The 18,565-nt window shown below is 63.6% G+C and carries 20 protein-coding genes; 14 read left to right on the top strand and 6 right to left on the bottom strand.

All coding sequences use genetic code 11. The features are described 5' to 3' along the window. The 4 genes from HP499_RS07980 to HP499_RS07995 form a co-directional block, all read left to right on the top strand. A partial coding sequence (locus HP499_RS07980) for an acetylxylan esterase (protein WP_172323557.1) occupies positions 1-317 on the top strand: 317 nt, incomplete at its 5' end. Positions 318-536: 219 nt separating this feature from the next. Next, positions 537-1,679 carry a 3-deoxy-7-phosphoheptulonate synthase gene (locus HP499_RS07985; RefSeq protein ID WP_172323559.1) on the top strand — a complete coding sequence of 381 codons (1,143 nt, stop codon included), beginning with the start codon at positions 537-539 and terminating at the stop codon, positions 1,677-1,679. 304 nt (positions 1,680-1,983) lie between these two features. Further along, positions 1,984-2,196, top strand: a complete 213-nt coding sequence (locus HP499_RS07990) for a helix-turn-helix domain-containing protein (protein WP_017199160.1) — start codon at positions 1,984-1,986, stop codon at positions 2,194-2,196. A gap of 164 nt (positions 2,197-2,360) precedes the next feature. After that, positions 2,361-2,459: a 30S ribosomal protein bS22 gene (locus HP499_RS07995; protein WP_003792170.1), complete on the top strand. Its 99-nt coding sequence runs from the start codon at positions 2,361-2,363 to the stop codon at positions 2,457-2,459. A gap of 320 nt (positions 2,460-2,779) precedes the next feature. On the opposite strand, the gene HP499_RS08000 is transcribed toward HP499_RS07995, so the two are convergent. The 3 genes from HP499_RS08000 to HP499_RS08005 form a co-directional block, all read right to left on the bottom strand. Beyond that, entirely contained in the window at positions 2,780-3,484 is a 705-nt protein-coding gene (locus tag HP499_RS08000; protein WP_309138354.1) for a DUF559 domain-containing protein, read from the bottom strand. Next, positions 3,485-3,742: a hypothetical protein gene (locus HP499_RS25460; protein WP_309138355.1), complete on the bottom strand. Its 258-nt coding sequence runs from the start codon at positions 3,740-3,742 to the stop codon at positions 3,485-3,487. A gap of 180 nt (positions 3,743-3,922) precedes the next feature. Continuing rightward, the gene (locus tag HP499_RS08005; protein WP_172323561.1) at positions 3,923-4,756 is read right to left on the bottom strand and encodes an HAD family phosphatase; all 834 of its coding nucleotides are present in this window, start codon (positions 4,754-4,756) and stop codon (positions 3,923-3,925) included. 223 nt (positions 4,757-4,979) lie between these two features. Here HP499_RS08005 and HP499_RS08010 point away from each other — a divergent pair, with 223 nt between their 5' ends. Continuing rightward, positions 4,980-5,234 (top strand): glutaredoxin family protein, encoded by a 255-nt coding sequence (locus tag HP499_RS08010; protein WP_172323563.1) that lies wholly within the window; start codon positions 4,980-4,982, stop codon positions 5,232-5,234. Positions 5,235-5,310: 76 nt separating this feature from the next. Continuing rightward, positions 5,311-6,018, top strand: a complete 708-nt coding sequence (locus HP499_RS08015; protein WP_216659847.1) for a redox-sensing transcriptional repressor Rex — start codon at positions 5,311-5,313, stop codon at positions 6,016-6,018. A gap of 42 nt (positions 6,019-6,060) precedes the next feature. On the opposite strand, the gene HP499_RS08020 is transcribed toward HP499_RS08015, so the two are convergent. From HP499_RS08020 to HP499_RS08030, 3 genes are all read right to left on the bottom strand, one after another. Further along, positions 6,061-6,834 carry a hypothetical protein gene (locus HP499_RS08020; protein WP_172323566.1) on the bottom strand — a complete coding sequence of 258 codons (774 nt, stop codon included), beginning with the start codon at positions 6,832-6,834 and terminating at the stop codon, positions 6,061-6,063. Positions 6,835-7,094: 260 nt separating this feature from the next. Next, positions 7,095-7,784, bottom strand: coding sequence for a hypothetical protein (locus HP499_RS08025; RefSeq protein ID WP_172323568.1), 690 nt, complete (start codon positions 7,782-7,784; stop codon positions 7,095-7,097). A 256-nt stretch (positions 7,785-8,040) separates the two neighbouring features. Continuing rightward, positions 8,041-8,592: a YceI family protein gene (locus HP499_RS08030; protein WP_172323581.1), complete on the bottom strand. Its 552-nt coding sequence runs from the start codon at positions 8,590-8,592 to the stop codon at positions 8,041-8,043. A gap of 207 nt (positions 8,593-8,799) precedes the next feature. Here HP499_RS08030 and HP499_RS08035 point away from each other — a divergent pair, with 207 nt between their 5' ends. The 8 genes from HP499_RS08035 to HP499_RS08070 form a co-directional block, all read left to right on the top strand. Then, positions 8,800-9,465, top strand: coding sequence for a histidine phosphatase family protein (locus HP499_RS08035; protein ID WP_172323569.1), 666 nt, complete (start codon positions 8,800-8,802; stop codon positions 9,463-9,465). Positions 9,466-9,468: 3 nt separating this feature from the next. Continuing rightward, a complete protein-coding gene (locus tag HP499_RS08040) occupies positions 9,469-10,074 on the top strand; it encodes a TlpA disulfide reductase family protein (RefSeq protein WP_089596070.1) in 606 nt (201 codons plus the stop codon). A 5-nt stretch (positions 10,075-10,079) separates the two neighbouring features. Beyond that, positions 10,080-10,835, top strand: coding sequence for a cytochrome c biogenesis CcdA family protein (locus HP499_RS08045; protein WP_172323571.1), 756 nt, complete (start codon positions 10,080-10,082; stop codon positions 10,833-10,835). Then, entirely contained in the window at positions 10,835-12,541 is a 1,707-nt protein-coding gene (locus HP499_RS08050; protein WP_172323573.1) for a cytochrome c biogenesis protein ResB, read from the top strand. The genes HP499_RS08045 and HP499_RS08050 overlap by 1 nt, the downstream gene beginning before the upstream one ends. Continuing rightward, positions 12,541-13,608 carry a c-type cytochrome biogenesis protein CcsB gene (ccsB, locus tag HP499_RS08055; protein WP_172323575.1) on the top strand — a complete coding sequence of 356 codons (1,068 nt, stop codon included), beginning with the start codon at positions 12,541-12,543 and terminating at the stop codon, positions 13,606-13,608. The genes HP499_RS08050 and ccsB overlap by 1 nt, the downstream gene beginning before the upstream one ends. A gap of 198 nt (positions 13,609-13,806) precedes the next feature. Further along, the gene (locus tag HP499_RS08060) at positions 13,807-15,822 is read left to right on the top strand and encodes an Hsp70 family protein (RefSeq protein ID WP_172323577.1); all 2,016 of its coding nucleotides are present in this window, start codon (positions 13,807-13,809) and stop codon (positions 15,820-15,822) included. A gap of 3 nt (positions 15,823-15,825) precedes the next feature. Continuing rightward, positions 15,826-17,895 (top strand): LuxR C-terminal-related transcriptional regulator, encoded by a 2,070-nt coding sequence (locus HP499_RS08065; protein WP_172323579.1) that lies wholly within the window; start codon positions 15,826-15,828, stop codon positions 17,893-17,895. A gap of 175 nt (positions 17,896-18,070) precedes the next feature. After that, positions 18,071-18,565: IniB N-terminal domain-containing protein (locus HP499_RS08070; protein WP_216659848.1), on the top strand; the 495-nt coding region annotated here is incomplete at its 3' end.

The following is an 18,565-nucleotide window of genomic DNA, read 5'->3' on the forward strand; positions in this document are numbered from 1 at the left end:
CGCGCGGCCCGTACCCGGAAATTGCCGGGTTCCTGGGGCGTCACCGCGACAAATATGAGCCGATGCTGGCGGTGTTCAACTACTTCGACGGCGTGCACCTGGGCCGTGCTGCCACCGTGCCTGCACTCTTCTCAGCTGCCCAAATGGACGACATCTGCCCTCCGTCCACCGTTTTCGCCAGCTACAACAACTACGGGGTTTCCGGCGGTGCGCCCGAAAAGGACATCGAGGTATACCGGTTCAACAACCACGAGGGCGGGCAGGAACACCACTGGATCAGGCAACTGCAGTTCCTGCGCAAACTTTTGTCATCATGACGGACGCAATTTGCCCGGTGTGAAGAACCGCGGTTATGGTGTGGCTATGACAAACCGTTGGTATGCGTATTTTTCGTTGGCTCTGGAGGGGCCCGCGTCTAACTGACACGCATCCAACTTCCTTCAGAGCCAACAGGGCAGAGATCATTCTCTGCCCTTCGCCATATCCGGCGGGTTCTGAAAAGGGGCCCGCTCCGCATCCCGGAACAGGACCCAGACATGACCAGCATCGCCGCAGAACCCACCGATTCGCTTGACTCCGCATCAGAGGCAGCACAGCCCGCTACCTCCAATTTGCGGGTGGCCCGCTTCGAGCCGCTTCCGGCGCCCCATGACCTCATCGCTGAGTTGCCGCTGGATGCCCGCTCAGCTGCCGTCGTCGACCGCGGCCGTGACCAGGTCCGAGCCATCATGGACGGCGTTGACGACCGCCTGCTGGTGATCGTTGGTCCGTGCTCCATCCACGATCCCAAGGCCGGCCTCGAATACGCCCGCCGGTTGGTCAGCCAGGCGGAGAAGCACAAGGAAGACCTGCTGATCGTCATGCGGACCTACTTCGAGAAGCCCCGCACCACGGTTGGCTGGAAGGGCCTCATCAACGATCCCCACCTCGATGGCAGCCATGACATCGCTGCGGGCCTGCGCGCAGCCCGTGGCTTCCTGAAGCAGGTCACTGCCCTCGGGCTGCCCACGGCCACCGAGTTCCTGGAGCCCATCAGCCCGCAGTACATGGCTGACCTTGTCTCTTGGGGTGCGATCGGTGCCCGCACCACCGAAAGCCAGATCCACCGCCAGCTCGCCTCCGGATTGTCCATGCCCATCGGCTTCAAGAACGGCACCGACGGCGATCTGCAGGTGGCCATTGACGCTTGCGGCGCCTCTGCCGCTGAGCAAGCCTTCCTGGGGATCGACGACGACGGCCGCGCGGCTCTCGTCGCAACCTCCGGCAACCCGGATACCCACGTGATCCTGCGCGGCGGACGCAAGGGGCCCAACTACTCCGTGGACGATGTTGCAGCTGCTTCCGCCAAGCTCGCCTCCAAGGGGCTGAACCCGCGCCTGATCGTGGACGCAAGCCACGCCAACAGCGGCAAGAGCCACCACCGCCAGGCAGAGGTTGCCCTGGAAATCGGTGCTCAGCTTGAGGCAGGGGAGAGCTCGCCGATCGCCGGTGTCATGCTGGAGAGCTTCCTGGTGGGCGGAGCGCAGAACCTGGATGTGGCCAAGCAACTTTCCGGCGAGCAGGAGCTCGTTTACGGCCAGAGCGTCACGGATGCGTGCATGGAATGGGACGTCACGGCCTCGGTGTTGGAGCAGCTGGCAGCCTCGGCCCGGAAGCGCCGCGCGGTGGTTGCCCCGTAGTATCCCGGCGCGGCGGTTGGTTGGTCCGGCTCCGTTTCGTGGCTTTGCTGCGCAACAGGCCGTTCGCCCGGCACTCCAGGCAGCGAGCCCACGAATCGGGCGCTGCGGGTGAGCGGCGGGGGCGCGGCAGGTCAGCTGCAGGTCAGCTGAGGAGGGAGGAAGTGTGGTCCCACTTTGCGGAAATGCTTTCACATTGGCCCCATCAGCCTCTAGAGTATCTAGCACATGGTTGTTGGATGGCTCAGCATCGGCACACCGTTCTACTGGGGGTGTCCTACTGTCTGAGAGCAAAGGAATATGGGAAATGTCCGCAGAGACTAACTTCTCGAATGCGCGTTTCATGACGGTGGCCGAAGTGGCCGACGTCCTGCGTGTTTCCAAAATGACCGTGTATCGCCTGGTCCACTCAGGGGAAATGCCCGCCGTCAGGTTCGGCCGTTCCTTCAGGGTTCCTGAAGAGGCCGTAGCCCAGTACCTCAAGGGTGCTGTGGTGGACGGACAATCCGAGACCGCCTGAGGCTCCATGGGTCCGTCCCGCGGACCGTGGTCACAGGGTGCCCCTTTGAAGCGGTACTCTGTTAAGGAACGTTTTACGTCAATGTAAGAATCTGTCAGTTGTACTTGTCTGCTTCCGCGGATCTGTTCCAACAGACAGGAACTTCTAGTTTGTAAGGAACTTTCGTGGGTTCAGTTATTAAGAAGCGCCGCAAGCGTATGGCCAAGAAGAAGCACCGCAAGCTGCTTCGCAAGACCCGCCACCAGCGTCGCAATAAGAAGTAGAGATACTTCATCAAGCGTGAATGCCCGTTGCCTCTCGAGGCGGCGGGCATTTTTGCACCCTCTTCCACATCCCTCGGGTTTGGCGCTGGCCCTCTTTCGCGTCCCTCGGGTTTGAGGCCAACCCTCTTTCACGTCCCTCGGGTTTGGCGCTGGCCCTCTTTCACGTCCCTCGGGTTTGATGGGAACCCTTTTGCACGTTCCTCGGGTTTGATGGGAACCCTTTTGCACGTTCCTCGGGTTTGGCGCTGGCCCTCTTGCACGTCCCTCGGGGTTGACGCTGGCCCTCTTTCACGTCCCTCGGGTTTGATGGGAACCCTCTTTCACGTCCCCCGGGAAAAGCCTGAACTGACCGCAGGATCCTGCCATGCTGACCGCAAAGCACCCTTGATCTTCTGGGTGGCTGACCGAAAGTTGTCCGCCAGGTCATCTTTACCGAACTTGAGGACTACCCAGCCCGCTGCTTCAAATGCCTTGTCGCGTCGCCGATCACTAAAGATCTGTTCCCGCCCGAGGTGATGACCGCCGTCGTACTGTAGTGCAAGGCGTCGAGATCGGAAGCCCAAGTCTGCGGACGGCGAGAATGGGTCCTTGGGGCGGAGGTGCACCTGTAGTTCCGGTTCGGGAATGCCGGCGTCCAACATCGCCAATCGGAGCAGTGACTCCGGCGCGGAATCGGAGCCGATACGCATCAAGTCGAGGGCTTCTCTTGCCCGAACAACGCCCTGCAGGTTCTTGTGCTTGTCCACTAACTGGCGGAGCGCGTCCGGTGTGGTGAAAGGGGTATCGCGATCCTCGAATTCCGAGCGGGGCTTGCGGATGAGTTCGTCGCCCATGCAGACGAGCTCAGGAAGCGGAAGGCGCCTGGCGAGATCCAACCAGGTCCGCGCCCTGGTGCTCATTCGGATGCCGTCGACCCACTCGATCTCGTCGTCGAAGGCTACCAGCGTATGTCCGATCACTCCTTTGCGCCGCACCGGCGGGAGGTGCCTCGGCTTGCTGAGATGCAGTTCGTTGGAATCTGACAATCATGGTGGAAGGGATGCTCCATACAGTCTCGCGGCCGTCACATGGGAGATCCAGGCGCCAGGACTTGCTGCCGACAGCGATCGTGCTGCCGCCGACAGTTCGAAATCCCAGTCCGACGGCCGATAAAGGCCGCGGCTGACCCCCAGTATTTTGCTGCGATTCCAGAGGTGCGATTGCTTCAGGCCTGCGGCCTCGGCCTCGGCGAGAGTAAACGGCGCGTCGATCATTTGGAGCGGAAGGGGTGCGGCTTTTTGCATAACTGGCATTCTTGCCCAGAAACGCCTCAGGCATGGGAAGTTATCCACAGGTCGCTAAAGCCGTTGTCGGGATCTGGCAGAGGGTTGCGTCGAAGCCCGAGGGATGTGGCAGAGGGTTGCGTTAAAGCCCGAGGGATGTGGGAGAGGGCTGGGTTGATGCCCGAGGGATGTGGGAGAGGGTCAGATGCGGGGGCCGCGGAACCGTGAAAAGCCACGCCAGAGTCCGTACACCGCTCCGCCCACCGTGGCGGCCTTTAGCCCTAGCGTTGCTGCCCGGCGGCCGGCGCGGAAGTCGTAAACGGGCCAGTTATTCTCACGGGCATGCCGCCGCAGCTTCGCATCGGGGTTGATGACCACGGGATGGCCCACCATGGTAAGCAAGGGGATGTCGTTGGCGGAATCGCTGTAAGCCCAGCAGTGGTCCAGGTCCAGACCTTCCCTGTCTGCCACGATCTGGACTGCGACTGCTTTCGCGGGGCCGTGCAGGATATCTCCCACGAGCTTCCCTGTGTACATGCCATCTTCCACTTCACCCACTGTGCCAAGGGCGCCGGTCAGTCCGAGCCGTGTGGAAATGACGGTTGCCACCTCGATGGGTGTGGCCGTTACGAGCCAGACTTTGCGTCCCACCCTGAGATGCTGCTCCGCCAAGGCCTTGGTTCCAGGCCAGATCCGCGACTCGATCATTTCGTCGTAGACCTCCTCGCCCAAGGCTTTGATGTCATCCACCGTGATACCGGAGGCAAGGGTCAATGCTGAGTCGCGGACGGAGTGGACGTCGTCCATGTTCTCGCCGCGCATGACGAACTTGAATTGTTTCCATGCGAAACCCGCGGCTTGCGACAGCGTGAAGGCTTTGCGTTCGTACATCTTGCGGGCTACGTGGAAGAGGCTGGCGCCCTTCATCAAAGTGTTATCAACGTCGAAGAATGCGGCTTCACCTGTGCGCTTATGCACGATGTCCTTCTGCACCAAGGCATCTGCGACCACGGCGGCGTTCTTCTCCTCGGGCATGCCTTGAGTCTAGTCAATAGCCGGGGCCGGTGTTGAGGGCGCACGGGTGGGATAGGCGCGGGATGTGGGAGAGGGACGGTGGGATAGGCGCGGGATGTGGGAGAGGGACGGTGGGATAGGCGCGGGATGTGGGAGAGGGACGGTGGGGAGGGGTGGGATGTGGGAGAGGGACGGTGGGGAGGGGGTGGGATGTGGGAGAGGGTTGGGCCGGTACCTTAGATGCATGGCTCTTCCCGACGTTGTCCTCCTGACCAAAGCTGACTGCCACCTGTGCACCGAGGCGCGTGCCGCCGTCGAGCGTGTCACAAAAAGTCTTGGCGTGCAGTGGACCGAACAAGGGATCGACGGCGACCCGCAACTGCAGCAGCGCTTCGCGGAGGAGATTCCCGTGGTGCTGGTGAATGGTATCCAGCGCGATTTCTGGAAGATCGACGAGGAACGGCTTACCCGCACCCTGAAGAAGGTCCTGGAGGACTGAAGGTGGGGTTACCCGCTAGTAGTTGCTTTTGTTGACTCCGGCCGGGGGTCATAGAGTGGAACAACAAAGCGACGCAATGGAGAATACCGTGACTGCGCTGGAACCGTCCCCGGAGGCTGCCGCCGGGGACAACGAACCTGCCACCAAGCAGATCCCGCCCGCGGCTGTGGCCCGGATGACTCTCTATTTGCGCGCGCTGAACTCTTTGCTGGCTGAAGGCGTGGAGCGGGTGTCGTCGGAGGCGCTGGCCGAGGCCTCGGGCGTCAGCTCATCCACACTGCGCAAGGACCTCTCGTACGTGGGCTCCTACGGGACACGCGGTGTCGGCTATGAAGTCCAATACCTCAGCCGCCACATTGCCGCCGCTCTAGGCCTGACGCACGACTGGAAGGTCGCGATCGTGGGCGCCGGTAACCTCGGCAAAGCCTTGGCACGCTATGGCGGCTTTGAGTCCCGGGGTTTTGACGTCGTAGCGATCTTTGACGCCGACCCCATGGTGATCGGCAATGAAGTTGGCTGGTTGCGCGTGAGTGACTCGGCGGAACTTGAGCGGGTTCTGGAGAGAACCCACACCAACATGGTGGTGCTGGCGTTGCCGGCCACAGTAGCCCAGGCTGTGTGCGACCGCGTGATTGCCGCCGGCATCCGGAGCATCCTCAGCTTTGCGCCGGTGCTGTTGCAGGTCCCTCCGCATGTGAACCTTCGCAAGGTGGACATGGCCACGGAGCTTCAAATTTTGGCGTACCACGCACAACGGGCGCAGACACCGGGCCAGGCTGTTTAGCCTTCGCCGGGTCCACGCCCGCGTTTGGGTATTCGGAAGTGCTTAGCGGCCGTACGGGTTCTGGTACGGGTTGCCGAACGGCTGTGCCTTGCGGAAGTAAGGAGCCGACGCCGGCAGGTACAGCATGACGATCGCAGCAACGCCCAGCAGGATCACGATCAGCTGCAGGATGCCGTACGTGGCACCAAACTGGAACAGGCTGGTGAGACCCAGGACGGAGATTGCGGCGAAGACGGTGCCCAGGATTCGGGCCCAGTTCTTGCCCTTGCGAACAGGGAAAGCGACCAGCGCGTAGAGCCCAAGGCCCACGATGGCGCCGACTACCGCGCTGACGCCGATCACGCCGCGCATGCCTTCCATGGATTCCGCGGGGATGTCCGTGCCCTGCTGGGATGCCTGCTGGTTCATGGCGTTGATGAAAGCGTCAGCTCCGGTGGTGGCCAACAAAAGTGAGCTGATGGCGGAGAGAATACCGGCTGCAATGATCATCCAGAAGGCGTAGTTCACCATGGGCGGCACAGCGGTGGGGCCCGGTTGCTGGCTGGGCCAGTTGGTGTCCTGGCCGTATTGCGGAGCGCTGGGCGCCTGGCCGTAGGGGGAGGACTGCTGGCCGTACTGGGGAGCGGCGGGCTGGCCGTACTGCGGTGCGGCAGGGTTCTGCTGGCCGTACTGCGGCGCGGAAGGCTGGCCGTACTGCGGTGCAGCGGGGCTCTGCTGGCCGTATTGCGGCGCTGAGGGAGCAGCGGGCTGGGTGCCCGGTTGCTCGGGCTGGTTGGCATCGCCGGGGTTTGACGGCGGGTACGGAGGGTTGCTCATGGCATTCCTTTGCTTGTTCGACTGCGGGTGCGGCCGCCGGGATCAGCAAAATGACCCTGCCCCCAGCGTGGTTCTGCTTCCACCGTACCTCCCGGGTCTGACGCTGCAGATGATCCCACGCGGGAATTTCCTGCTCAAGGCAAAAATCATCATCTTGGCTTACGCCTGCATGATGAAGGCCGCGGTAATCCGGGAGGACTACCGCGGCCTTCTGCGCACATGCAGCCGTTCAGCGAACGACGACGACACTTGCGTCTGCGCTATGCATGACCTTTGACTGCTTTGAACCAGAGCTGCGAATTGGGGAGCCACATCAGGACTACGGCTACCGCGCTGACGAGGAAGCCGAACCAGTTGCTGCCCAGGCCCGTGCTGGATCCTCCTGCGCTGGCGGCACTGAAAATGGTGAGCAGCAAGGAGATGCCGGCCACGACGGTGAGGGCGAGCCGGGCCCACTCCTTCCCCTCCTTCATCTTCATGGCCAGGACCACCTGGGCCGCAGCTACAGCGAGGGTGAGGATGAGGATGATCAAGAGGATCCCCGCAACGCCGGGGGCGAAGGCGAAGAGCGCGATGATGGCAAAGAAGCCGATGAGTCCGAACAGGAGGCCCAGGAGTCCGGAGATCACCCAGATGAAGTAGGAAACCTTCAGCTCGGTGGGGAGGCCCTGGGTCTTGAACATTCCAGAGAAGCCGCCCTGGGGCATGACGTCATTGAAGTTGCGGGGCCCGTCGGTGGGCATTTCGAAGTGGAAACCGGGTTGCCCCGGGCGTGAACCGGGCGGGGTCTGGCCGGGCTGGGAATACTGCCCCGGTTGCGACGGCGGCTGGTAACCCTGGGGTGGCTGGTAGCCCTGCGGAGGCTGGTAACCCGCAGGAGGAACATTGCCGGGCTGCGGAGGCTGGGAGCCGGGCTGCTGTGGCTGTGGTGCTTCGTCTGGGGTACTCATGGCATCACTGTAGACCGCGGGTTGAGGGTTGCATAGGAACTTCGGAGCCAACTCGCAGGTAAATACAGGCTGTTTGCCGAACAATTGCGGGGTGACTTACGGATATGCGAAACGGCGCCCTCCACAGAGTGAACTGTGGAGGGCGCCGTTTGGCATGCTGCGCTTGGGATCAGCGTCTTGTTGGTCAGCCGCGGCGTTGTGCGGCGGGGGTAACAAACAAGGGCGGGACCCGTGCACCCGGGCCGGGAGGGAGGGACTATGCGGCAGCCGGTGCGATGAAAGCGAGCTCCAAGTTGATGACAACCTTGTCGCTGACCAGGACGCCACCGGCTTCGAGGACGGCGTTCCAGGTGAGGCCGAAGTCCTTGCGGCTGATGGTGGTTTCGCCGGAGACGCCCGCACGGGTGTTGCCGAAGGGATCCACTGCGACACCGTTGAATTCGGTCTCGATGGAAACCTCCTTGGTCACACCCTTGATTGTGAGATCGCCCACGAGGTCGAAGCTGTTGCCGTTGGCCTTGACGTGGCGGGAGACGAAGGTGATTTCCGGGAACTTCTCCACATCGAAGAAGTCCTCACCCTTGACGTGGCCATCGCGGTTGACGTCGCCGGAGTCGAAGCTGGCGGTCTGGATGGTGGCGTTGACCTTGGAATCAGTCAGGGTTTCGCCGACCTCGAGGGTGGCCGAGGCGTCCTTGAACTGGCCGCGGACCTTGCTGATACCTGCGTGGCGGACGGTGAAGCCGATCTCGCTGTGGGAAGCGTCGAGGGTCCAGGTGCCGGTGGTGACGGAAGCGGGGAGAGTCATCATGGTGTTGCTCCTATATCGATTGGTAGGTACTGCGTGCTTGCCCGGTCTGGTCGATTGCTTGAAACGTCAACCGAGCTTCGTGTCCAGTATAAACATGCATATGCATCTTTTATTCCAACTCCGGGGAACATTTCGGAAAAACTTTGAGTTCTACTAGCGGTAGAAGATTTCGGATCGTCCCGCTTCTTTGAGAAACTGGTAAACATGCCCCAAGCAACTGTCCACCTGCTTCGCCATGGCGAGGTCCATAATCCCGACGGCGTCCTGTACGGTCGCCTGCCGGAATTCCACCTCTCCGAACGTGGCCGGGAGATGGCCCGGATGCTGGCCGACCACTTTGTGGCTCGTGCTGCCCAGGGTGCCAAGATTGTCCACTTGGTGGCCTCGCCGCTGACCCGTGCCCAAGAAACAGCCATGCCCACGGCAGAGGCGTTGAACCTGGAGATCACCACGGAGCCCCGCATCATCGAGGCCGAGAACCACTTTGAGGGGCTCCACCCCACCAGGAGCGAGTTCCTTAAGCCCAAGCACTGGCTCTATTTCCGGAATCCGCTGCGTCCCTCCTGGGGCGAGCCGTATAAACAGCAAGCGGCACGGGTGCTGGCTGCTGTTGAAGACGCCCGGGCCAAGGCAGTTGAACTGGGCGGTGATGGCGCCGAAGCCATCCTGGTCAGCCACCAGCTTCCCATTTGGTCAACCCGCTTGACGGCAGAGGGACGCCGGCTGGCACACGATCCCCGCAAGCGCGAATGCACCCTCACATCCCTGACCTCTTTGACGCTGGATGGGAACGGCAAGATCGTGCGGGTTGAGTACACCGAACCCGCAGCCGTCCTGCTTCCCGGCGCGGCGAGCACCCCGGGGGCATAGAAGATGGACAACAACCTCTCACGTCGCAGCGCGTTGACTGCAGGCGGCGTCCTCCTGGCAGGACTGACCATGGGCCTGTCCGCCTGCGCGCAGGAAGATTCCCTGGCCAAGCAAGCCAAGGCGGGCGACAACAAAAACTACGTAGCCGGCGATGGTTCGGTGACGGAGTTCGCCAAGGCGGACCGTGCCGCGCCAGTGGCACTCAAAGGCACCCTCTTCAACGGGGAGACGGTCAAGCCCGAGGACCTCAAGGGCAAAGTCACTGTCCTGAACTTCTGGTTCGCTGCCTGTGCACCTTGTCGCATCGAGGCGCCCCAGCTGGAAGCGCTGCACCAGGACTTCAAGGACCAGGGTGTCCAGTTCTTCGGCGTCAACCTGCGCGACGAACAAGCTACCGCCGAGGCCTTCGACAAAACCTTCAACATCACTTACCCCAGCTTCAACGACAAGGACGGGGCTGTGCTCCTGTCCGTGTCCGGCATCGTGCCTCCGGGCGCAGTTCCCACCACCCTGGTCCTGGACAAGGATGGCAAGGTTGCCTCCCGCGTGCTCGGCGAGATTGAGAAGAGCACCTTGAAAGCCCTCATCACCTCCGCAGTGGCCGAGTAGCCCCCATGAACAGTCCCTTCGCCGAGACGATCCTCAATGGATCGCTGCTGCTGGCTGTGCCGGTGGCACTGCTGGCCGGGCTGGTCTCCTTCCTTTCGCCCTGCGTGCTGCCACTGGTGCCCGGGTACCTCGGCTACGTCACGGGACTGACCGGCGTCGACCTCCAAAAGCAGCGGCGCGGCCGCATGCTGGCCGGAATAGGACTGTTCGTCCTGGGATTTTCCGTGATTTTTGTCCTCCTTGGAGGCGCGTTCGGGCAGTTGGGTACGCTGCTGACCGGCCCGCAAAATGCTTGGATCACCCAAGTGCTGGGCATCCTGGTGATCATCATGGGCGTGGTGTTCATGGGCGGTTTCAGCTGGTTGCAGCGTGATGCGAAGATCCACGCCAAACCGCCGGCCGGCCTGTGGGGCGCGCCGCTCCTGGGGCTGACCTTCGGCCTGGGCTGGGCGCCCTGTATTGGTCCGACGTACTCCGCGGTACAGTTGCTGAGTTTGTCCGGTGGTTCCTCGGCGGCCAAAGGCGCGCTTCTGGCGTTCGTCTACAGCCTTGGACTCGGCATCCCGTTCCTCTTGATTGCGCTGGCCGTCCGCCGGGGCATGGGAGTCATGTCCTTCTTCCGCAAGCATCGGCTGGCCATCCAGCGGATCGGCGGAGGCATCCTGATTTTGCTCGGCATCCTGGTGGCCACCGGTGTGTGGGGAACCTGGGTGACCGAGTTGCAGTACTGGTTCCAAAACGACGTGAAGTTGCCAATCTGATGAGCGAGTCCGTGAAAGCCAAGAAGAAGTCACCAGCCGCCGAAAGTGCAGCGGACGGAAAACTCCAGCAGGCCAAGTCCGAGGCAGCCCTGCCCGCCCTCGGGTTCAAAGACATGCTCCGGTGGGCATGGACCCAGCTGACCAGCATGCGCACTGCGTTGTTCCTGCTTCTCCTGCTTGCAGTCGGCGCGGTCCCGGGGTCCCTGTTCCCGCAGCGGCCGGCGAACCCGTCGGTGGTCACGCAGTACATCAAGGACAACCCGTCCTACGGCGAACTTCTTGATGCCCTGCAGTTGTACGACGTCTACTCGTCGGCCTGGTTCTCGGCCATTTACATCCTGCTGTTCATCTCCCTGATCGGCTGCGTCACTCCGCGCGCCATCGCGCACTACAAGGCCATGAAGTCCCAGCCTCCGCGCACCCCCAAGCGCCTTTCGCGCCTGCCGGAGTACGGCACCCTGGCACTGCCCGCCGACGCCGGGATCCCGGCGTCGAAGGCCATCAACGATGCCGCCGGGCTGCTCAAGAAGCGCGGCTACCGCGTTGAGGTCAGGGACGTCGACGGCGCCCTGCCGTCCTTGGGCGCCGAGCGCGGCTTCCTGAAGGAAGTAGGCAACCTGGTCTTCCACACCTCGCTGATCGGGGTGCTGGTCTCGGTGGCCATTGGCGGCTTGTACGGCTACAGCGGCCAGCGGATCCTGGTGGAGGGTGACACGTTCGTCAACACTCTGGTGGGCTATGACCAATTCACTCCGGGAACCAACTTCCAAAGCAGTTCGCTCCAGCCTTACTCCATGCAATTGGATAAGTTCCAGGCCACGTTCGACCGCGGGGAATCTCCCGGCAAAGCCGGACAGCCCATCGATTACACAGCCGAGGTGACCACCAAGGAAGGCCCGGATTCTCCAGGCAAGAAGGAAACGCTGAAGGTCAATGACCCCGTTTCCCTCGGAGGAACCAGCCTCTACCTCACCGGCAACGGCTACGCGCCGCTGGTCACTGTCCGCGACGGCGAGGGCAACATTTCGTTCCAGGGTCCGGTCATTGCCAAGGTCCAGGGCGATAACTACTACTCCTCCGTGGTGATCAAGGTCCCCGACGCCAAGCCGGAACAGCTCGGTTTTGTTGGCTTCTTCCTTCCGACGGCTTTCCCTTCCGAGAACGGCGTCTCCTTTAGTGCTTCCCCGGAACTTTTCAACCCGCAACTGAGCCTGAATTCCTTCTACGGTGACCTCGGCCTGGACAAGGGCGTTCCCCAGAACGTGTTCGAACTGGACGTCAAGGATTTGAAGCCACTCAACGCCCGCGACCTCGCCGCCGGTGGCATCACCCTGAAACCCGGGGCCACGGTGGACCTGCCCGAAGGCAAGGGAAGCATCACCTTCGATGGCGTCAAGAAGTACATAGGCGTGGACATCCACCACAACCCCGGCCAGCTCTATGCATTGATCTTCGGTTTCCTCGCAGTCGGTGGCCTGGTCATGTCCCTCTACATCAACCGCCGCCGCGTCTGGGTCCGCACCGGAACCCATGCGGACGGCCGCACCATGGTGGAGTACGGCCTGCTGGCACGTGGTGAAGACCACCGCCTGGCCGGCGAAGCAGCCGCTCTTCGTGAAATCTTTGCCCGGGAATGGAACATCCCGGATGCGCAGGACACCGCTACAACTACAGCAGGATCTTCCTCAACCTCGAAGGACCAGTAATGCCCGTCATCAACGAAACCCTGGGCCAGTACAGCGAGCTGTTCATGCTGTTGGCCGCCGGCACGTACACCGTGGCGTTCATCGCCTTTGCCTGGGACCTGGCCAAGAGCAGCAAAATGCTTCGCGCCGTGGATTTGAAGGCGGCGGCCAGCACCGCCGAGGAGAAGGTCACGGTTGCTGCAGGCCGCGTCGCAGGAGGCCTGGGAGGTCCCGACGCCGGTGGGCCGGCAGGCCGCGCCGAGCGTCCGACGTCGGGCCTCACCGTTGAGGGCGGCACCGCCGCCGGCGACATGAAGTACGCAGGCGAACGCCGCGCCCCTGCCCGCGTGGCCGTGGCGCTGACAGTACTGGGTGTCCTTATTCATGGAGCGGGCGTTGTAACCCGTGCGTTCGGTGCGGGCCGCGTGCCGTGGGGCAACATGTACGAGTTCCTCACTACCGGCGCGTTTGTTGCTGTTGCTGTGTTCCTGATTGTCCTCATTCGGCGCGACTTGAGGTTCCTGGGAACGTTCGTGATCGGCCTGGCCATCATCATGCTCGTAGCCGCTTCGGCCGCTTTCTGGACCCCGGTGGGCCACCTGGTTCCGGCGCTGCAGAGCTACTGGCTGATCATCCACGTCTCCATCGCAGTGCTCTCCTCCGCACTGTTTACCCTGACGTTCGCCATGTCCGTGCTGCAGTTGCTGCAGTCGCACCGCCAGAAGAACCTTGCCGCCGGCCGTAAAGACAACCTGGGCTTCATGCGCCTGGTCCCCAACGCGCTGAGCCTGGAGAACCTCTCCTACCGCATCAACGCCATCGCCTTCATCGGCTGGACGTTTACCCTCATGTTTGGCGCCATCTGGGCCGAAAAGGCGTGGGGCCGCTTCTGGGGCTGGGACCCCAAGGAAGTCTGGACCTTCGTGATCTGGGTGGTCTACGCGGGCTACCTGCACGCCCGGGCCACCCGTGGTTGGACCGGCACCCGTGCAGCATGGTTGTCGATCGTCGGCTACGCCTGCGTGATCATCAACTTCACGCTGGTGAACACGGTCTTCAACGGCCTGCACTCTTACTCGGGGCTCTAGAAGGGGTAAACCGGCCTGAGCAGGGGCTTTGTCCCTCCATGCTGTGAGTGGTCTTGAATAATGACAATTCGGTGTATCAACCATGACAAATTGGTGTAGCAACTAAGCCTTTTACCCCTCCGGGGCAGGTGCTAACTTGTTCAGAACCCGCTTGTGATGCAGTCCGCCAGCGATGCGCCGTGTTCTTTCGAGGTACCCATGAGCTATGTTCTCGCCATTGACGTCGGGACGAGTTTTACCGCTGCAGCCCTGGTTAAGAATGATCAAGGCACCACCCCCGAAGTCCTCCCGTTGGGATTGCACGGCAGTGCCGTGCCCTCAGTGCTGTTCTACGCCGACGACGGCCGGGTGTTGGTAGGCGAAGCGGCTGAACGCAGGGGCTTGGACGATCCCCACAACATGGTGCGGGAATTCAAACGCCGGATAGGTGACTCCGTTCCCCTTGCTGTGGGAGAACGATGGCTGGCCGCGGAGGATGTGTACGCCACCATGGCGGGGTGGGTGGTGGACAGGGCCCGTGAGCGCGAGGGGAGTGCGCCGTCGTCGATCATCATGACGCATCCCGCGGCGTGGGGGCAGCACCGCATGTCCTTGGTCTTGGAAGCGCTCACGGCTGCGGGTCTCCGGGACGTCAGCCTCATCAGCGAACCGGAGGCCGCAGCCCTGCACTACGCCTCGCAGACGCGGGTGGAGGACGGCAGTATCATCGCCGTATACGACCTCGGTGGCGGCACCTTCGACACCGCCATCCTCCGCAAAGCAGGAACCGGAAACTTCGAGCTGCTGGGCCGTCCCGACGGTATTGAAACCCTGGGCGGTGCCGATTTCGACGCCGCCGTGCTGCGGCACGTGATGGGCCACCTCAGCCTTGCTGCGGACACGGATCCGATGTCGCCTCAGATGCTGGCAGCCCTGTCCCGGCTGCGTCGGGAATGCCGCGAGGCCAAGGAAGCCCTGTCCCTGGACAGCGAATCCAGTGTGTCGGTCTCACTCCCCGGACTCCAGCAGTCCGTGCGCCTGGTGCGGGCCGAATTCGAAGCGCTGATCGAGGAACCCCTCCGGAAGACTGTGCTGGCACTGGAACGAAGCCTGCGGAGCATCAACGTTGACGCCCAGGATCTGAGTGCGGTGTTGCTGATCGGCGGTTCCTCGCGCATTCCCTTGGTGGCCGAGCTGATTTCCGTGGAACTTGGCCGGCCCATCGCCGTGGACGCCGATCCCAAGTCCGCCATCTGCTGTGGTGCCGCCGTAGCTGCCGTCGGCCCTGCGGCAGAATCGGATGCTGCACTTTCCGCCGGTACCGCTGACAACGCCGGTACCGCTGACAACGCAGCGCACCGGCCAAACGTCGCCAGTCATGCTCCAGCCTTGGGAGTCCTGAAGCATCGGTCAGCAGAAGCTGCCCGGCACACCTCACGGCCGCGCGTCCGGATGGCTGCAGCTGCCGCGGCGGCCGCGGCGGTCCTGACCATCGCCACCGCTACGGCAGCCCAAAGCCCTGAAGGCAGCGGGCTGCTGGCAACCATGTTCGGCAACCAGGCTCCCGACGTCATGCGCGACGACGGCGCGCAGGCCTCCGCGGGCCAAGGCAGTGGCGCTGGTGCGGGGAAGGCCGGGGAGACTCCGGCTTCTGCAAACCCCGCGGCTGGACTTGAGGCCAGCGCCAGGAACGGCGTCACCAGGGCCGGCACGGGAAAGAGTCCGGCCCGGTCCGGAGCCGGGAACACCGCAGGATCCGGCGCGGGATCTGCCGCCGGCACGGGCGCCGGCACGGGCGCCGGCACGGGCTCCGGACCGGGAGCCGGCACCTCAACGGGTTCAACCGGCGGGACGGGCAGTGCAGCCGCGCCGGGCACCCCCACCACTCCCGGCACGGCCACCACCCCGCCTGCCGCTACGCCCTCGCCAGCACCCACTGGAGGTGCTGCCAGCGGACCCACAGATCCTCCTCCCAGCACAACTCCCACCACACCGCCGCCAATTACAGAGCCCACCACCCCGCCCGGCACTCCGTCGGACCCGGTCACGCCCCCGCCACCGTCGCCGTCGCCGGAGCCAACGGTGCCGCAGCCCGAACCAACCGTTACCCAGGACCCGCCTCCGGTGTTGCCGGAGCCGACGCTTGACCCGGCCACGCCACCCACCGCCGATCCCGCACCCGTACCTTCGGAAACCGCCCCGGTTGCGGACCCGGCGTTGGTCTCGGCGGTCTAGCCCATGACGGGACATGACCATCAGCCAGGGCACTTTCTGCCCGGGCCACCCGATCACCCGCTCATGGAATCCCTCCCCAGTGACGAGTCAGGCCTGCCGGGCATCTCGGAGCTGACCGGTGAATCTGCCGTGGTCCGCGAACTGTTGCTTGCCCTGTCCGTGGGATTCATGCTGCCCGCACCCTTGCCGCAGAGCCTTGAGAACCAGGAAGGACTGGAAGCGATCGTTGCTGCGGCAAGGGACACAGGCCTGCTGCTGTCCGACGGAACGGTAGTGGGGACGGCCCGCTATGCCTTGCTGAAACGAACCCCGACGCCCCACCTCCGCGCCTTGCAGAGGGAACTGGTGGAGAAGGTCGTAGCCGAGGGACGTCCCTTGGACGATCTTGCCCGGGATCTCGCCAGGAGCGGGTTACAGGACGCCCGCGTTGCGGCGGAACTTGAGGACGCAGCAAACAACGCGCTGGATACGGATCCGCAGCTGGCCGTGGATCTTTATGCCGAAGCGGTTCTGGCCGGGAACAGCGGGCTGGAGAACTCTGCTAAGCGTGCGCAGGCCGCCGCTGCCACCGGGGACCTGGACGGAGCCGGCAGGATCGTAGACAGGCTTCTTGCCCTGCCTGAGCCGCCCGACCTCCGCTTGGGCGTGGACGTGGCAGCGGCGGTATGGGCGCAGCGCGGCATGTTGGCCCGGAGTGCCGAAACGTACAGTTGGCTTGGCCCGGAAAGGTTGGACGGGTCCGCTCCGCTGGCCGCGGTGGCCATGATCGGTTCCGGAAATGCGGGACGGGCGGAGGAGATACTCTCAGCCGGTCCGCCCTCCGGGTCACCCACCCTGCTTGCTGTGGCTTTGGCCCTCACCCAGGAGGGTCTTCGGCAGACACTTGGCCCCGCACCGCATGCGGCATTGCCTGAGCTGATCAGGGCCTCGGACATGATGAACGCATCAGCTGCAGCCATTCCCTTGCCGGAAACACCCGGGGCCTTGGCAGCACTGTGCGCACTCCACAATGGGGAACCTGCCTCAGCGGAGAACGTGCTCAGGGCTGCATTGGCTGCGGGCCAGGGTGGGGATGCTGCCCGTCCCCGGCTGTTCCTCCTGCAGGCCTGGTCAGCCATGCAGCAGGACAACGCTGACGAGGCCCGTTTGGCCATCAATGAGGCCGTGAAGGCCAACCACTGGTCTTTGGTGCCCCGCGATGAATTGATGCTGGCAGCGCTGGAGGTGGGGTTGGCGCGGCGTGGCAGCGACGTCCACGGGCTGGTAGTGGCGTGGGACAAGGCACGCGAAGCCATGATGCACGTGTCCGTGGATCTTTACAGCCTGCTGCCGTGGGGTGAGCTGATGATTGCTGCTGCGAGGTTGAGGGAGACCCGTCGCGTAGCGCACTATCTGGACGCTGCATGGGAACTCCTGCGCAAGCTGGGCAATCCTCCGCTGTGGTCGGTACCCGTGCATTGGGCGGCAGTGCAGGCCGCGCTGTTGAGCGAAGACCCCGCCGGGCTGGCGCCTCACGCTGCCGCACTGGTGCGGGCTTCCGAACACAGCCAACTGGCAGCTGTCCTCGCCGCTGGCGGCAAAGCCTGGGTTTCGGTGTTGGCCGGCCGGTTTGAAGCGCCCGACGTCGAAGCTGCGGCCCGCGGGCTGGCCGGCGTCGGGATGCCTTGGGAAGGGGCGCGGCTGGCGGGCCACGCTGCCGCACATGCGGAGGAACGACGCGAGATGGTGCGGCTGCTGGCCTGCGCCAGGGACATCCACCCGCAGGGTGCTCCGGCTGCGGCGGGCCATGACCGGACGGCGGAGCCTCGGAACGAGGTTGCGGGCGCCCCTGCTGTTGAGAATCCGGGCGCAGCGGCGGGGGATCCGTCCGGGCTCAGCGCCAGGGAACGTGAGGTGGCCCGGCTACTCCTGGAAGGGAAGACCTACCGGGAAATCGGGGAAGCCATCTATATTTCACCGCGGACGGCGGAGCATCACGTGGCGCGTATGCGACGACGCCTGGGAGCTGAAAACCGCTCCGAACTCCTGGCCCGTCTGCGCCTGGCACTGGGGGATGGGTACCCACCTCCGTGACCGGCAAACCCCTCCACCCCCTAACGGAGAACCGGGCCATCCCCTAACGGTGAGGGACGCGGTAGGGGGACCACCCCCGATGACCCGTTCCCTGCCCCGGTCATACGTTGAAGGAGAGCCGGGCAAAGGTGCCGGGCCATTCACCACCCATCACAGAATTTGAGGGAGCACTCCAATGCCAACACTCGCACAACAGCTCGTGCAGTTCCTGATGAGCCTGTTCAACGATCCCGATGCCGCCGAGGACTTTGTCCGCGACCCCGAGGCTGCCCTTGCCGCAGCCGGCCTCCGCGACGTTTCCTCTGCCGACGTCGATGCTGTCCGCCCGGTGGTCCTGGACTACGCACCGATCAACGCCCGTTCGTCCTTCGACCGCGAATACAACACCGGCGGCAACCATGCTTCCACTGGCGGGGGCGGCAGCTGGGGTGGCCATGACGACGATGACGACCACGGCCACGGTGGCGGCGGAGGACGCCCCGACTACGACGACGATGATGACCATGGCCACGGCGGTGGCGGCGGTGGCGGCGGTGGCGGTGGCTGGGATGGTCACGACGACGACGACGACCACGGCCACGGTGGTGGCGGTGGCTGGGATGGCCATGATGACGATGACGGCCACGGCCACGGTGGTGGCGGCGGTGGCGGTGGCCACGACGACCATGAT

Origin of the sequence: Paenarthrobacter sp. CM16 (assembly GCF_013179505.1) — a bacterium.
Lineage (GTDB): Bacteria > Actinomycetota > Actinomycetes > Actinomycetales > Micrococcaceae > Arthrobacter.

Coding starts and splice junctions, on each gene's coding strand:
- HP499_RS07985 (WP_172323559.1), top strand. CDS start 537: ATGACCAGCATCGCCGCAGAACCCACCGATTCGCTTGACTCCGCATCA.
- HP499_RS08015 (WP_216659847.1), top strand. CDS start 5,311: ATGGAGAATACCGTGACTGCGCTGGAACCGTCCCCGGAGGCTGCCGCC.
- HP499_RS08060 (WP_172323577.1), top strand. CDS start 13,807: ATGAGCTATGTTCTCGCCATTGACGTCGGGACGAGTTTTACCGCTGCA.
- HP499_RS08030 (WP_172323581.1), bottom strand. CDS start 8,592: ATGACTCTCCCCGCTTCCGTCACCACCGGCACCTGGACCCTCGACGCT.
- HP499_RS08065 (WP_172323579.1), top strand. CDS start 15,826: ATGACGGGACATGACCATCAGCCAGGGCACTTTCTGCCCGGGCCACCC.
- HP499_RS08005 (WP_172323561.1), bottom strand. CDS start 4,756: ATGCCCGAGGAGAAGAACGCCGCCGTGGTCGCAGATGCCTTGGTGCAG.
- HP499_RS07990 (WP_017199160.1), top strand. CDS start 1,984: ATGTCCGCAGAGACTAACTTCTCGAATGCGCGTTTCATGACGGTGGCC.
- HP499_RS08035 (WP_172323569.1), top strand. CDS start 8,800: ATGCCCCAAGCAACTGTCCACCTGCTTCGCCATGGCGAGGTCCATAAT.
- HP499_RS08020 (WP_172323566.1), bottom strand. CDS start 6,834: ATGAGCAACCCTCCGTACCCGCCGTCAAACCCCGGCGATGCCAACCAG.
- HP499_RS25460 (WP_309138355.1), bottom strand. CDS start 3,742: ATGCAAAAAGCCGCACCCCTTCCGCTCCAAATGATCGACGCGCCGTTT.
- HP499_RS08025 (WP_172323568.1), bottom strand. CDS start 7,784: ATGAGTACCCCAGACGAAGCACCACAGCCACAGCAGCCCGGCTCCCAG.
- ccsB (WP_172323575.1), top strand. CDS start 12,541: ATGCCCGTCATCAACGAAACCCTGGGCCAGTACAGCGAGCTGTTCATG.
- HP499_RS08040 (WP_089596070.1), top strand. CDS start 9,469: ATGGACAACAACCTCTCACGTCGCAGCGCGTTGACTGCAGGCGGCGTC.
- HP499_RS08050 (WP_172323573.1), top strand. CDS start 10,835: ATGAGCGAGTCCGTGAAAGCCAAGAAGAAGTCACCAGCCGCCGAAAGT.
- HP499_RS08010 (WP_172323563.1), top strand. CDS start 4,980: ATGGCTCTTCCCGACGTTGTCCTCCTGACCAAAGCTGACTGCCACCTG.
- HP499_RS08045 (WP_172323571.1), top strand. CDS start 10,080: ATGAACAGTCCCTTCGCCGAGACGATCCTCAATGGATCGCTGCTGCTG.